Genomic DNA, 15543 nt, shown 5'->3' on the forward strand with positions numbered 1-15543 from the left:
TCAAGATGCACGAAGACATAGGTGCGGATGGTCGTCACGGCTTGCTAGAAATCCAGATCATCGTCGCTGACAGCGTGGGTCTTCTGGGGCAGGCGGGACAAATCCTCGCTGATGCCAGCCCGGTCACTGTCTGGGGTTACCAGCTCGGCAAGGCGCTGTGTCATCCCCAGGACATGCAGGGCGCTCGCCAGAACCGCGAGGCCCACGGTAGGATCTCCCGCTTCGAGGCGTTGCAGCGTTTGAACCGAGACGATCATGCGCTCGGCCATTAAACGCTGAGGAAGTTTTCTCCGGCGGCGAGCAAGGGCGATATCCTTACCTAGCCGTGTAATCGCACGTTGGCTCTGGGGCGGTAGTCCGCTAGCAGCTCGAGACGAACGGGGCATGGCCCGATATATGACATATCATGCTAAATTCCGCAAATAGAAATGATATGTCATGTTTTTGTGCTCTTTCGCTTGAAGCAGATTTACCGAAGGAAGATGCTTCACCGCCTCCTGCACGAGGCTTACAATGACCATGACTGAGTGGAGAGGCGCTAGTGAGCGGTCGCTAGGCCGCGGCTTGACCATCGTACTTCAAAAGTCGCTGTGCAGTTGCGCGAATTGTCTCAGCGACTATATCGCAAACGTCACGCATGTCGGCACAAGCCGACAGCCTCGGAAGAATTCCGAGGTCCCGTCCTCCAGTTGGAGGTTAACCGGCGGACCCTGCAGAGGGTTCGCCGAATTTCGTTCGAACGCTCTCGCAGGTCCAACCCGATGGAGCATCGAATGCATTATTCAGACGAGGAAATCGAACGCGCGAAGACATTATTCGCTCGTGAAAATGATCAACCCGGCCATGGCAGAATGGCGGTTGCCGCGATGGCGGGAATGAGCAAGCCCGGCAAAATCAGCCATATCACTCATCGACGGACTTGGCGGGACTACCTTCCGAAGGCACGACGCGATTTGCAAAAGGAAAGATCGGACCGGAATTTTCGATTAGGTAACGTGTCGCATGATCTAAACTGACCAGGTCGTGGGGCAGCAATAAGGATCAATGGCGCTAGTGAGAAGTCACTACGAATAATCGGTAGACCTCGCGGGTGAGCGGCGATGTCGATGTGACGCTCAAATCGACGGGCTCGCAGTGCAGACGTGAATCCCCTCCGACCTGTTCTTACAACACAGAAGGGCTGGAGGGGAGGAGGGCCTTTGTGAGCGAGCCGAAAGGATCGCGATGTGCCATGTCCCACCGATATTCCACCAAGATAAGCTCTTTGGAAGAAGCCGCCCGCCGCATCTGTGAAAACCGGGGCGGCAAATGGTCCGGCACAAAGGGCATGGCCTGCTGCCCTGCGCATGACGACCGTACGCCGTCACTCGGTGTGTCACTCGGGCGAGGAGCCATTCTCCTCCATTGCTTTGCCGGATGCGATCAGGAGTCCGTGCTCGCAGCGCTAGCGCGTGAAGGCGTACCGGCGTCAACCTTGTTTTCGGAAGGTGCAATCGAGCCCACGATGGACACTGGTCACGCAGCGAAGCCTTCGGCCGCTGCCTTGCGCATCTGGCGCGATGCGCAACCGCTGCTTACCAGTCCGGCAAAGGCTTACTTGGAGAGCCGAGGCATTCTCGCCGCATCGTCAGCGCTCCGCTTTCATCCGCGAACACCGCTTGGCCCGAAGGGACGCACCCGCTTTTTGCCGGCCATGATCTCGGCGGTCAGTCTCGATGAGGGGTCGATCGCCATCCATCGCACATTCCTTTCGGGCAATGCCAAGGCCGAATTCGACAAACCGAAGCGCGCGCTCGGCGCGCTCGGTGAAGCTGCCGTCCGCCTCTTCGCTCCGGTTTCCGGCAAGCTCGGCCTCGCCGAGGGCATCGAAAGCGCGATGTCGGCCTATGCTCTTACCGGCATCCCCGTCTGGGCGACCCTGGGCAATGAGCGGTTCGGCCTCGTCAGCGTGCCTGAGAGCGTGACCGAGCTTCATCTCTTCGTCGATCACGATGCTGGCGGCGAGCTAGCCGCGTCCCGTGGCCTGGCCGCTTATGCCCACGATGGGCGGTCAATCCACGTTCGCAAGCCTTCCTTAAACGACACCGACTGGAACGATGAACTCACGGCATGGCTGCGCCGCAAAGCGGCGCGGTAGAGGAGAGAGGGCTTCTCGAATTCCTGATCCGGCAGAGGGCGTGTCCCGATGCCCCCATCAGGAGCACGAATTGCCATGTTTCAATCAGACCTGTTTCCAGCTGGCGAGCAGTCGCCGTCAGAGCCCCTGGCTTATGCCATCGGCACCCGAGTTGCCGAACTTCTCGCTTCGGGACGTCATCTTACCCGTGCGGACATTTCCGGCTTCTTCGCTGAAGAGACCGGCGCCCTGGACTGGGGAAGCGCCTGGACTATCGACGACTACAACAACGCGGCCGAGATCGGCGCACTGCTCTGGCTTCGCGAGTCTTCACGCATCGATCTGACGACAAGCGTGCACGAAGCCGAAGCGCGGTTCGACTGGCTCGAAGCAGCCTTGCCGCCCCGGCACGTTCGCAGCGAAGCACAGGTCGAGCTCCAGCAGTTCTCCACCCCGCCGATGCTGGCCTGGCTGACGGCGAAGGCCGCAGCTATCTCTGCGCAAGACACGCTCCTCGAACCATCCGCAGGCAATGGTGCGCTTGCTCTTTGGGGCAGCGTTCAGAGTGCCTCGCTGCTTCTCAATGAGATCGATCCGGCAAGACGAGACAGCCTGGGCCATATCTTCCCCAAGGCCACAATCACTGCGCATGACGGGGAACTGATCGCCGACCTGCATCGCGGCCCTGTTCCGTCAGTCGTGCTGATGAACCCGCCGTTCGCCCGGAGCCAGGAACGAGGCATGGACGGCGAGACGGCACAGCGCCACCTTCGAAGTGCAATCCGGTCTGCTGCTGCTGGGGCGAGGATTGTTGCGATCATGCCCGAAGGATTCGATGCTTCCACGTTCGCCAAAGCACAGGACGAAGCGTCGCTCCTGCTCAATGTCCGCTTGGAGCAGATGTTTCGCCGGACAGGGACGGGGATTGCCGTTCGCCTGATCGTGATCGACAAGGTGTCGACTGCGCCCTCGTCAGCGATCACCGGAGATACCTGCGATCTCATCGCGCTCCACGAGCTGCTCAACGCGCTTCCGCCACGCGTAGAGACCTCCACCAACATCCATCGCCTGGCAATCGGGAAGCCAGTCTGCCTCGTTGGCAAGACCTCAGTGTATCGCGCGCCAGTCCGCCCGGTAGCACCATTCGCAGGGACTCCTGCACTCACAGCAACTGCGATCGAGCTGACCTATTCGGTCCTCGCCGAACCTGCGCCGGTGCCTGAACAAACAGGCATCTACCTGCCCTACCGGCCCAGCCGCATCGCGTTCGAGGATGCGCTGGTACATCCCACCCCGCTCGTGGAATCGGTCGCGATGGGCTCGGTCGCGGCTCCGCAGCCGGAAGTGCGGCCACGTCTCCCCACCAACTGGCAGGCCGATGGCCTTTTATCCGAGGCTCAGTGCGAGACACTGGTCTACGCTGCCCAGGCATTCGCGCGCGACCTACCGGGCCAGTTCAAAATCAGTCAGGAAGGCACCGCGCTGGAACTGTCCGAAGACGGGCACGCATTCCGCCAAGGCTTCTTCCTTGGCGACGGAACCGGAGCGGGCAAGGGACGACAGATCGCCGCAGTCATCATGGACCGCTGGCTCGCAGGCGAGCGTCGCCATATCTGGATCACCAAGAACGAGGCGCTGCTCGAAGATGCACGCCGCGACTGGGAAGCGCTTGGCGGGCTGCCACTCGATCTCCAGCCGCTCTCACGCTGGAAACTCGGCCAATCCATTACGATGTCCGAAGGCATTCTCTTCGTCACCTATCCGACGCTGCGCTCGGGCCGCGCCGAGGATACGCGGCTCGACCAGATTCTTGCCTGGGCGGGCGTGGATTTCGACGGCGTGATCGCTTTCGACGAAGCCCATGCGATGGCCAATGCGCTCGGGGGCTCTTCAACCCGTGGCAAGGTCAAAGGCTCCGAACAGGGGATGGCGGGCCTCAGGCTACAGAACCGTCTCCCGCGCGCCCGGGTGCTCTACGCGTCTGCCACTGGCGCCTCGGATATCGCCAATCTGGGCTATACTTCCCGGCTTGGCCTCTGGGGACCCGAGACCGCTTTCCCGACCCACGAGGCGTTCTTGACCGAGATCCGCGCTGGCGGCGTCGCGGCGATGGAGCTTGTCGCCCGCGACCTAAAGGCTCAGGGCCTCTATCTCGCCCGTGCGCTGTCCTTCGCCTGGGTAGAGTACGAGATCCTCGAACACAGCCTGACCGAAGCACAGGTGCGGATCTACGATGCCTATGCCGATGCCTGGGCGATCATTCACCGCAACCTAGAAGCCGCGCTCGAAGCAACCCGCGTGGTCGACGAGGACAGCGGCGATACGCTCAATCGCAACGCCAAAGCTGCTGCGCTGTCGATCTTCGAAGGCACCAAGCAGCGCTTCTTTGCCCAGCTCCTGCTCTCGATGAAACTGCCGAGCCTGATCCCCGCGATGGAAGCGGCGCTTGGCGATGATCATTCGGTTGTCGTGCAGCTCGTCTCGACCGCCGAGGCCATGCTCGACCGGCGCCTTGCCGACCTTAGCGTGGAAGAACGCGAAGCGCTCGACATCGATCTGTCCCCGCGTGAATATGTCATCGACTATCTTGCGATGAGCTTCCCTGTGCGATTGATGCAGGTCTTCGCCGACGAGGACGGAAATCTTCGCTCCGAGGCGATGAGCGACGAGGAAGGCAATCCCGTTTTCTGCCCGCGCGCCATGGCCGCGCGCGATGCGCTGATCGAACAGCTCTGTGCGCTGCCGCCGATCGCCACTGCGCTCGATGCGATCATCGAACACTTCGGAACCGACGCCGTGGCCGAGGTTACGGGCCGGACCCGCAGGCTGGTCCTGGGCCGCGATGGTCAGCAGCGCCTCGAACGCCGGAGCCCCAGTGCGAATGTCGCCGAAGCGCAAAGCTTCATGGAAGGGACCAAGCGCATCCTGGTCTTCTCGGATGCCGGCGGTACGGGGCGTTCCTACCATGCCGACCTCGGCGCCAGGAATCAGCAACGCCGGGTCCATTTTCTGCTCGAGCCGGGATGGCGCGCCGACAACGCCATCCAAGGTCTTGGTCGTACCAACCGCACCAACCAGGCCTCGGCCCCGCTGTTCCGCCCGGTCACCACAGATGTGAAGGGCGAGCGCCGGTTCATCTCGACTATTGCGCGAAGGCTCGACGCTTTGGGCGCGCTTACGCGCGGTCAGCGCCAGACCGGCGGACAAAACCTTTTCGATCCGGCCGACAATCTCGAAAGCGACTATGCGCGCGATGCGCTCAGCCGCTGGTTCCAGCTGCTCTATGACGGCAAGCTCGAAGCCACGAGCTTCGGTAACTTCGTCGAGCGCACCGGGCTTAGGCTCGAAAACCCCGATGGCGGGCTGACTGACAATCTCCCCACGATCCAGCGCTGGCTCAACCGCATCCTCGCGCTGCCGATCGCGCTCCAGAACGCGATCTTCGATGAATATCTCGGCCTCGTCGAAGCGCGGATCGAAGCCGCGCGCGAGGCCGGGACGCTCGACCAGGGACTGGAAACCGTGAGGGTCGATCACTTCACGATCCTCGCCGACGAACTCCTGCGCACGGACCCCGTGACCGGTGCCGAGACCCGTCTTGTCTCGCTCGAAGTAACGAGGCACCTTCGGCCCCTAAGATTGCAGCGCCTGGTGCGGATGCACGAGATTGGCAGCCCGCACGCGATCCCGATGCGCAATGCGCGCTCGGGCAAGGTCGCCCTGTCGGTTCCTGTCCGGCGCCTCATCGCTGACGACGGCGCCGTGATCGAACGCCGGCGCCTGCTTCGACCGCTCAAGTCCGCGAACTGGACGCTTGAGGCACTCGGTGAAAGCCACTGGGAAGAAATTGGCGTCACCGCGTTCACGAGCGCCTGGCGGGCCGAGGAAGCAGAGGCGGCCATGTCACCGGTGACCGAGCGCGTCCATCTTGCTACCGGCCTGTTGCTCCCGGTCTGGAAGCGCCTGCCCGGCGATCATGTTCGGGTCACCCGGCTCGTTGCCGAAGATGGTCAAGCGATCATCGGCCGCGAAGTGCTCGATATCGATCTCGCCGCAATCGCCGAAACCTTTGGCCTCTCCGGCGTTGTCGGACCATCGGCAGATCAGATCGGCGACCTCGTCCTCGCCAGCGGCAAACCGCTGGGCCTTGTGAGCCACGATCCACTCACCTTGAAGCGCTCGCTGGTCGGCGGCGAACAGCGCCTTGAACTGACCGGATTCTCGCCGGATCGCCTCGACTGGTACAAGAACAAGGGCTGCTTCACCGAGATCATCCGCTACCGCACGCGGCTATTTGCCTCGGTCTCGAGAGCAAGCGAGATCCTCCAAAGCATCGCAATCGAGCCTTGAACTTCTCATTTGCCCTAAACTGGTCTATATAGAGACCAAATTCAGTCCTAAGGTGTTCTATGAAGCTGGACCAGCGCATCAAACCGATCAGCTATCTGAAGGCCCACAGCGCCGAAATTATCCGGGAGATTGGAGATGGCGCCGGGCCAATGGTCATCACGCAGAATGGCGAAGCCAAGGCAGTTCTGCAGGATGTCGCCAGCTACGAGCGCGCACAGGAAACGCTCGCTCTGCTAAAACTTCTGGCGCTCGGACAGGCCGATGTTGCCGCCGGTCGGACCCGCCTGGTGGCAGGCCTTGCGGATCGCGTACGGGGTAAGTCAAACTGAATGATGACGGCCGCCGTAGCGATCGAGATCACCTCCGGTGCGGAGCGCGATCTCACGGGTATCTGGCAGCGCCGCCTGACGCAGCGCGGGCCGGATGGCGACGATGGTGCGGACGCACTGCTGGATGACATTGTCGCGTCTATCGAATCCCTTGTGAACAATCCTGAGAAAGGACCGGTTCCACCGGAACTTGAGGCTCTCGGGATTACCGACTTTCGGCAATTGTCGCGCTTTCCGTTCCGCATCATCTACGGGTATCAGCCCGAGCCAGCACCCGGTCAAGTGACCGTGTTCGTAATCGCTGATGCGCGTCGGGATTTTCGGACGCTTCTCGAAGAGCGCTTGCTTAGCAGCGGATAGGCATAGGCTCCGCTGAAGAGGTCAGGGTCCGGATGAATCTGAGCGCTGCCTTCGATTGCGCTCAAGTTTCCCCTTCTCTCCTCCCCTCCGTGTGACTGAATGAATCGATAAGCTCCCGTATCGCGTACGCCGGAGCCTAATCACGTCCTTCCTCCAGTCCGAGCGGCTGATCTGCCTGTGCCCGCTGATGACGGGCCTGCGAATGGGTTCGCGCATTGAGAACAACTGCTCTCATGGACGGAACTCAGCCGATCCCTGCTCGCCCCATCTCGGTCGTATAGATGGTCGCCACAGCCATTGAAGAGAGTGGAGGGAGCCCTTTGGGCTTGTGGGCCTCGTGATCCTCACCTGCGCCTTCATTCCATCAGGAGAAAACCCATGATCCAGTCGATCCCCTTGAAGAAGCTCGCTGCGAGCCCCCGCAACGTTCGCAAGTCGAGCGACGTGCTCGCCGACCTCCAGCTGCGGGCAGACATTGCTGCGCGCGGTCTGCTGCAGAACCTCGTCGTTCGCAAAGGAAAGCGCGGCAAGTTCGAGGTCGAGGCCGGCGGTCGTCGGCTCGCCGCGCTGCAGGCACTGGCCGAAGAGGGCACCTTGTCCCAAAACCACGAGGTCACCTGCCTCGTGATCGAAGGCGAGGAAAGCGAGGTGCGTGAAGCCAGCCTTGCCGAAAACTTCCAACGTCTCGCGATGAATCCGGCCGACGAGGCCCAGGCCTTCGCCTCCATCATCGAGGCGGGGGCTACCACAGAAGACGTGGCGCGCCGCTTCGGCCTCACTGTCCGTTTTGTCGAAGGACGGCTGCGCCTGGCCTCTCTCGCGCCTTGCGTCTTCGAAGCGCTCGCCGAAGGCACCATCACGCTCGACATGGCCAAGGCCTACGGCGCAATCTCTGACATCGAGCGACAGGCGCATGTCTATGCCGAGTTGCAGGACGCCTGGTACCAGATCACGCCTGACACGATCCGCCGCATGGTGCTTGATGCCACGGTGCGCGGTTCCGATCCGCGAGCCGTTCTGGTCGGACGCGATGCGTACCTCGCCGCAGGTGGCCGGATCGAGCGCGAATTGTTCGACGATGAAGCCAGCGAGAGCTGGATCGATGTCGCGCTGCTCGAGGACCTCGCGCACAAGGCCATGGAAGGGGCGGCAGAAAAGGCCGCGCTCGAATATGGCCTTGCCTGGGTCCGGCCGACGCTTGGCACCTATGTCAGCCATGACCTTGTCGACGGCCTCAATCGCTTGCCTTGCGAACCTGCACCGATGACCGAGCAGGAAGCGCAGGAGCTCGGCGAGCTCGAGGCCGACTACGACCGCGTCGCCGCCATTCTCGAAGACGAGGACAGCGACGAGGACGAGGTCGCCAAGGCCGAGGAGGAACTGGTGGCGATCAATCGCGCCATGCGGGACCTCACCGATCGTCCGCCGGTGCTGGCCGACGAACTGAAAGCCGAGGCCGGTGCCTTCCTCGTCCTCTCGCGCAATGGCGAGCCGACCTTGGTCCCGCAGTTCTACACCGAGACCGAGGTCATCGCTGACGAAGGCGTGGTCGAGCCCATTGAAGAGAGCGGTGCGGCGAAGCCCAAGGGAAGCTCTTTGTCGCAGCGCCTACTCGACGAACTGGCAATGCAGCGCCGCGATATCCTGGCGATCCACCTCGCCAACGATCCGGCACTGGCGCTCGACTTCATGGTCTTCACGCTCGCAGATGCAGATGGACACGACTGGCGCGCCAAGAAGGCATCGACGCTGTCTGGCCCCGTCGCGTCCGGCCCGGTCACTGGGTTCGAGGCCAAGGACGCGCCGGCGAGCGCTGCGCTGGCCGAGTTTGCCGGTTCGCTCAATGAGAGCTGGCGTTCTGGCGAAAGCGACGTGGAGCGATTTGCGAGGTTCCGGGCGCTTTCCGACGAAGTGCGTTCGGCCTGGCTCGGCCATGTCGTCTCGCGCACACTGGTTGCCAGCCTGGCCTGCGAAGGCGAACGCTCGGTGCCGCTGCACGAAGCACTCGGCTCCCTCCTCGAAATCGAGACCGCGCATTGGTGGCGTCCTACGGCGGCGAACTACTTCGACCGCGTGGCCAAGGCTCGCACGCTCGAAGCGCTCGACGCTGCTGGTGGTCCCGAACTGGTCAGTCGCTATGCCGCATCGAAGAAGGCCGAACTGGCGAGCGCTGCCGAACGCATCTTCTCGGGCAACTTCATCGGCGAGGCCGAGGTCAAGGAACGGGCGCAGGCCTGGGTTCCTTCGATCATGCGGTTCACTGATGCCGATGTTCCAGCTGATCTCGAAGAAGCTGCGTGGATTGATGACGAAGCTGACGAAACGGTCAGCGACGATGCGACTGGTGAGATTGCCGAGCAGGCTGCCTGACCCCTCCTGACAGGTCCAGGTCACTCGGCGGGCGGTCCGTCCCAATCGGGACGGGCCGCCTTTCTTGCTTCACACCTTGCCCGGCCACCCAGTGTGCAGATCGTCGATGACAAAATGATGCTGGTGACTGCTGCCTCCGTGCTCTTCCAAGTGCGGATGATCGGATGGCAGGTCGGGATGCGAATGGAGCAATTTCGCGGGGTCGTTGCGGGGCCATAGCCACAGGGCAAGTCCGACACCCAGTGCGGCCAGGCCAGCGAGAACCAGGAAGGTCGGTGCCATGCCGAACCGTGCGCCGATTTGACCTGCCAGGGGATATGCGACGAGCCAGCAAACATGGCTGAGCGCGAATTGGGCGGCGAACAATGCCGGGCGGTCCTCATCCGCCGACGAGCGTTTGAGCAATCTCCCATTGGGCGTGACGCAAAGCGAATACCCGATACCCATCGTCAGCCAGCCGACCAGCACAACCGGCCAGAAGGTTCGGGGGCCCAACTGCCCGAACACCAGGCCTATCGTTGCCAGCGTGACCAGCAAGAGGCCGCCGCCGGCGATCATGATCGTGCGATCGTCAATTCGCGTCAGAATGCGTGGGAGGGCGAGGGCAGCCATCATCGAGCCCGCTCCGTAAGCCGCCAGAGCCAGCGCGACGTCGCCCTCCGTCCCTCCCATGTTCTTCACGATCACGACCGTGTTGACGATGACCATGGCGCTGCCGGCTGCCGCTGCCAGGGTGACCGCCAGCAAGCCGACAAGCCTCGGGGTCTTGAGATAGACCCGTATACCGCGCGTGGTTTTACGCCAGACGCCCTCGACCCGCTTTGCGACCGATTTCCTGTACGGCAGAGCGGCACTCATCACCAGCAACGCAGAGATCACGAAACCGACGGCTGTTCCTGCAAATAGCCAGTGAAAACTCAGGATTGTCAGCAGCGCGGCGGCCAGGACCGGACTGATGAGGCTCTCGAGATCGTAGGCCAGTCGGGACAGGGACAGAGCCTTGGTGTATTTCTCTTCGTCGGGCAGGATGTCGGGTATGGTGGCCTGGAAGGTAGGCGTGAACACGGCCGATGCCGATTGCAGCAGGAAAATGAGCAGATAGATCTGCCAGACCGCATCGACGAAGGGAAGCAGGAGCGCCACGCCGGCACGGACAATGTCCATTCCTACAAGCAGACGTTTGCGTGGTAATTTGTCGGCATGAGCGCCCGCGAGGGGGGCGATGCCGACATAAGCGACCATCTTGATGGCCAGGGCCGTTCCCAAGACCGCGCCGGCGTCGGCACCGGCGAGATCGTAGGCCAGCAAGCCCAGAGCGACCGTCGCCAGCCCCGTTCCGACAAGCGCGATGACCTGCGCAAGAAACAGGTGACGATAAGTGCGATTGGTCAGAACGGAGAGCATGGCGATGTCTTCCTTCAGCCAGAGCGTGATCTAGACCACGCGCTTGATATCGGAGTAGCTGCCGTCGGTCTTGAGGGTCACGGTGACGGTTGCGCCTGAACGATTGCGCCAGAACCATCCATGGCTGCCATCGAAGGCGGCGACGAGCGTGCCCGCTTCTCCCGTGGATTCACGGCCCTTGTCATACCCGTGATAAGAGATGCCCGGCGCATCGGCATGCGTATCGAAGTTGACGTGGCCGTCCTGCACCGACCATTCGTATTGAAGGCTGGCCCCTTCGGCCATGACCGCCTTGACTTCCGCACCCTCACCAGGCGCGAGCGTTAATTCGGTCACATCGCTGCGCGTTGCCGCTTCTGCGCCGTTATCGCTGTTACCGGCGAGCGTACGAACCTCCCCGATGGCTGTGTTCTGCTCGTCGGCGGCTGCTTCCGCGGCAAGTTGCTGTTTGATCTCGCCCATCTCGGAATATCCAAGAAGACGACCCGCTCCGGTCGGATCGATCGCATATTCCGCGGGTAGAACCACGGTGACCAAGAGGACGGTCGCGGTCACCAAGGCGAACGCGGTCGCCCTGACAAGCTGGCGGTTGGTGGGAAGGTCGCTGATGGACGGGCGCTGTGAATTGAACATGTCTATTGCTCCTGGAAAAATGTGATCAGGCTACGGCGAAGCCGACGAGTTGGTAGCCGACGAGCATGAAGCCCGCGGTCATGAGAAGAGTGTTGGCGGCGAAGGCGTGACGCATGAAGCTCTCGGTCCTGCGTCAGAAGCCCATCACGATCAGGATTGCGCCAAGGGCGAGCAATTGCCCGATTTCCACACCGACATTGAAGGCGAGAAGATTTGGGATGAGGCCATCTTCGGCGATCTCGAATTCGATGATCTTTGTGGCAAGGCCGAAGCCGTGAAAGAAGCCGAAAATGAGGGTTGCTGCCTTGGTACTTGGCTGGAATCCGAACCACCGCTGGAAGGCACCGAGATTGTCCAAGGCCTTGTAGACGACCGACAGACCGATGATCGCATCGATGAGATAGGCGTTGGCGGTGATACCGGTCAGGACACCGAAAAGCAGCGTGGTTGAATGGCCGATCGCGAACAGCGTCACGTAGATTCCGACGTCCTTCAACCGGTAGAGAAAGAAGATGACGCCGAAAAGAAAGAGCAGGTGATCGTATCCGGTCACCATGTGTTTCGCGCCGAGATAGATGAAGGGCAGGATCAGCGTTCCGCTGCTCTCCTGGATGTAGCCCTTGTCCCCCTCGGCGACATTGTACGCCCACGCTTCGGCACCCGAGGCGAGGAAGATCAACAGAACTGCAGCGAGCGCGAGAATGCGCACGACTGATGTATTGGAAAGAGATTGCGTTATGGACATTATTTCGTTCTCCGGTCCCGGATGTCGGCCGCCCGCGGGATTGCACCCTGCGGACGACCGCTCCGGCTTCAGCTTGCGAGTTGGGGGTTGGGGTTTTCGTCGGACGCCCTTGTCTCCGGGACTTCCGTGCGTTCGCCGCGAACCACCCTGTAGAGTGCTGGCAGAACCAGCAGTGTCAGCGCGGTAGCCGAGACGATCCCGCCGATGACGACCGTCGCGAGCGGACGCTGCACCTCCGAACCGAGCCCGACATTCAGAGCCATCGGAACGAAGCCGAGGCTTGCAACGAGTGCGGTCATGAGAACGGGCCGCAGACGAGCCATGGCTCCTTCCTTGATGGCGTCCTCGAGCGGCTTGCCCTCATCCATCAGCTGCCGGATGAACGTCAGCATGACGACGCCGTTCAGCACGGCGATTCCCGACAGGGCGATGAAGCCAACCCCCGCGGAAATCGAGAAGGGGATGCCGCGCAGCATGAGCGCCGCCACGCCTCCGGTAAGAGCCAATGGCACCCCGGAAAACACGACCAGCGCGTCCTTCACCGAGCGAAACAGCGCCACCAGCAGGCCGAAGATCAGCAGCAAGGCGAGCGGAACGACGATCTGAAGCCGCGCACTCGCGGATTCGAGTTGCTCGAATGTGCCGCCATAGTCGACCCAGTAGCCCTCGGGCAGCTCGACCTCCGTGGCGATCCTCTCTTGCGCCTCGGATATGAAGGAACCCAGGTCCCGTCCGCGCACATTGCTGGTGACCACCGCACGCCGCTTGCCGTCCTCGCGGCTGATCTGGTTCGGCCCCTGAACGTTCTCGATCGTCGCAACCTCCGACAGCGGGACAGACCCTCCACCTGGCAGTGCGATAGGAAGACGCTCGAGGACTTGGCGATCCTCGCGCATCTCTTCGGGCAGCCGGACAACGATATCGAAGCGTCGATCACCCTCGAAGATCTGGCCGGCCTCGGTCCCGCCGATTGCCGTCGACACCACCGTCTGAACATCGTCCACGTTCAACCCGAGCTGGGTCAGGCGGATGCGATCAGGGATGACCTGAATGAACGGCAAGCCGGTCACCTGTTCGGTCTGCGCGTCCTGCGATCCCTCGATCGAAGAGACGACGCCCTCGACCTCGGCTGCAACGGAAGCAAGCTGGTCGAGATCGTCCCCGAAGATCTTGATCGCGACGTCGGAACGCACGCCCGCTATGAGCTCGTTGAAGCGCATCTGGATCGGCTGAAGGAACTCGTAGCGCGAACCGGGCACCTGCTGGACGGCCTCGTTCATCTCGGCGACGAGTTGCTCCTTTGGTTTGCGGGGATCCGGCCAATCCTCTCTCGGCTTCATGATCACGAAGGTGTCGGCGACCGATGGCGGCACTGGGTCAGTGGCCACATCGGCGGTACCGATCTTCGCGAACACCTGGTCCACCTCGGGGAAGGTCCGAATTTTGTCTTCCAGGGCAGTCTGCATGGCGACCGCCTGGCTGAGGCTGGTACCCGGAATTCTCAGGGCGTGGAGCGCGATATCGCCTTCATCCAGATTGGGAATGAATTCCGATCCCATCCGGCTTGCGCCCCATCCGCTCAGGACCACCAGAGCCACGGCTCCGGCAAGGACAGCTTTGCGCGAACGCAAGGCGAAGTCGAGCATAGGCTGATAGCCCGATTTGGCGGCGCGCATGACGCGCGTCTCCTTCTCCTCGACCTTGCCCGTCACGAATGTCGCGACCGCGGCCGGAACGAAGGTGAGGGAGAGCACCATGGCGGCGGTGAGCGCCATGACGACCGTGATCGCCATCGGGTGGAACGTCTTGCCCTCCACGCCTTCGAGAGCGAAGATCGGCACGTAGACGATCGTGATGATCAGAATGCCGAAAAGGCTCGGCTTGATCACCTCGGCAGATGCGCGGGCCGCCAGCTTGAAGCGTTCCTCGCGATTCAGCAGTCTTCCGAGCGAATGCTGCGCCTCGCCGAACCGACGTAGGCAGTTTTCGACAATGATGACCGCACCATCCACGATCAGGCCGAAGTCCAATGCCCCCAGGCTCATCAGATTGCCCGACACGTTGTTCTCGACCATCCCCGTGATCATCAGGAGGAAAGAGAGCGGGATCACGGCAGCGGTAATGAGTGCAGCCCTGAAGTTGCCGAGCAGGACGAACAGGACAACGATGACCAACAGCGCCCCTTCGGCGAGGTTCTTCTCGACTGTGGAGACCGTTGCTTCGACCAGTTCGGAGCGATCGTAGACCGTATTGGCGACAACGCCGCCGGGCAGCGAGCGGTTTACCTCTTCCAGCCTTTCGGCCACCGCGACACTGACATCGCGGGCATTCTCGCCAACGAGCATGTAGATCGTGCCGAGCACGACTTCGCGGCCATCCTTGGTCGCGGCGCCATTGCGGATCTCGGATCCGATCTCGACATCCGCCACATCAGCGATGCGAATGGGAACCCCATCACGGTAATCGACGATAATCCCGGACAGATCGCGTTCGTCCTCGGCCTGTCCGGGTACGCGGATAAGATATTGCGAACCCGACCTCTCGACGTAGCCAGCACCGACATTGGCATTGTTGTTTTCGAGCGCCTCGATCACGTCCTCGACCGTCAGACCGAAGCCGGCAAGACGTTCGGGAAGCGGCGCTACGACATACTCCTTGCGGTAGCCGCCGATCGAGTTGACCTCGGTGACCCCTGGAACCGTGCGAAGCTGTGGCCGAACCACCCAGTCATGCAACGTCCGCAGATCCTGCGCGGTATAGCGCGACCCATCGGGTTTGACCGCGCCCTGCTCGGCCTCGACCGTGTACATGAAGATCTCGCCCAGGCCCGTGGCGATAGGTCCGAGTTCGGGTTCGACCGTCTCCGGCAGGTTCGAACGTACCGCCTGCAGGCGCTCGTTGACGAGTTGTCTGGCGAAGTAGATGTCGGTGCCATCCTCGAAAACGACGGTAACCTGGCTCAGACCGTAGCGCGAAACCGAGCGCGTATAGGAAAGCCCCGGCAACCCCGCGATGGCGGTTTCGACCGGATAGGTAATGCGCTGCTCGGCTTCGAGCGGAGAAAAGCCCGGCGCCGAAGTGTTGATCTGCACCTGCACATTGGTGATGTCCGGCACCGCATCGATCTTGAGCCGGCCGAAACTGTAAATGCCCACGGCGGCGAAAATGAACACCGCTGCCAGCACTGCGAAACGCTGTCTGATCGACAGCTCGACAATTCTTTCCAACATGAAATC

General features: G+C 61.8%; 10 protein-coding genes and 1 pseudogene. 6 read left to right on the forward strand and 5 right to left on the reverse strand.

Translation table 11 applies throughout. From position 1 onward, the window contains the following. Positions 1-44: 44 nt before the first annotated feature. Positions 45-386, reverse strand: coding sequence for a helix-turn-helix domain-containing protein (locus WYH_RS12195; RefSeq protein WP_200858593.1), 342 nt, complete (start codon positions 384-386; stop codon positions 45-47). A gap of 387 nt (positions 387-773) precedes the next feature. Between WYH_RS12195 and WYH_RS16880 the strand changes: the two genes are divergently transcribed. From WYH_RS16880 to WYH_RS12220, 6 genes are all read left to right on the forward strand, one after another. Next, positions 774-1016, forward strand: coding sequence for a hypothetical protein (locus tag WYH_RS16880; RefSeq protein ID WP_151884781.1), 243 nt, complete (start codon positions 774-776; stop codon positions 1014-1016). 215 nt (positions 1017-1231) lie between these two features. Further along, positions 1232-2137: a DUF7146 domain-containing protein gene (locus WYH_RS16585; protein WP_169780819.1), complete on the forward strand. Its 906-nt coding sequence runs from the start codon at positions 1232-1234 to the stop codon at positions 2135-2137. Positions 2138-2212: 75 nt separating this feature from the next. Beyond that, positions 2213-6466 (forward strand): strawberry notch family protein, encoded by a 4254-nt coding sequence (locus tag WYH_RS17010; protein ID WP_046904048.1) that lies wholly within the window; start codon positions 2213-2215, stop codon positions 6464-6466. Between the two features lie 59 nt (positions 6467-6525). Continuing rightward, positions 6526-6795 carry a type II toxin-antitoxin system Phd/YefM family antitoxin gene (locus WYH_RS12210; protein WP_046904049.1) on the forward strand — a complete coding sequence of 90 codons (270 nt, stop codon included), beginning with the start codon at positions 6526-6528 and terminating at the stop codon, positions 6793-6795. Next, positions 6796-7155: a type II toxin-antitoxin system RelE/ParE family toxin gene (locus tag WYH_RS12215; RefSeq protein ID WP_053833565.1), complete on the forward strand. Its 360-nt coding sequence runs from the start codon at positions 6796-6798 to the stop codon at positions 7153-7155. A 378-nt stretch (positions 7156-7533) separates the two neighbouring features. Continuing rightward, positions 7534-9525 carry a ParB/RepB/Spo0J family partition protein gene (locus WYH_RS12220; RefSeq protein ID WP_046904050.1) on the forward strand — a complete coding sequence of 664 codons (1992 nt, stop codon included), beginning with the start codon at positions 7534-7536 and terminating at the stop codon, positions 9523-9525. Positions 9526-9594: 69 nt separating this feature from the next. Here WYH_RS12220 and WYH_RS12225 read toward each other — a convergent pair whose 3' ends face one another. The 4 genes and pseudogenes from WYH_RS12225 to WYH_RS12240 form a co-directional block, all read right to left on the reverse strand. Then, a complete protein-coding gene (locus WYH_RS12225) occupies positions 9595-10929 on the reverse strand; it encodes an MFS transporter (RefSeq protein WP_046904051.1) in 1335 nt (444 codons plus the stop codon). Between the two features lie 30 nt (positions 10930-10959). Beyond that, positions 10960-11562, reverse strand: a complete 603-nt coding sequence (locus WYH_RS12230; protein ID WP_046904052.1) for a hypothetical protein — start codon at positions 11560-11562, stop codon at positions 10960-10962. A 25-nt stretch (positions 11563-11587) separates the two neighbouring features. Further along, positions 11588-12307, reverse strand: a pseudogene (locus WYH_RS12235) (HupE/UreJ family protein). 68 nt (positions 12308-12375) lie between these two features. Then, a complete protein-coding gene (locus WYH_RS12240; RefSeq protein ID WP_046904053.1) occupies positions 12376-15537 on the reverse strand; it encodes an efflux RND transporter permease subunit in 3162 nt (1053 codons plus the stop codon). Between the last annotated feature and the right edge of the window lie 6 nt (positions 15538-15543).

The sequence above is a fragment of the Croceibacterium atlanticum genome, assembly GCF_001008165.2.
In the GTDB taxonomy this organism is placed as follows: Bacteria; Pseudomonadota; Alphaproteobacteria; order Sphingomonadales; family Sphingomonadaceae; genus Croceibacterium_C; species Croceibacterium_C atlanticum.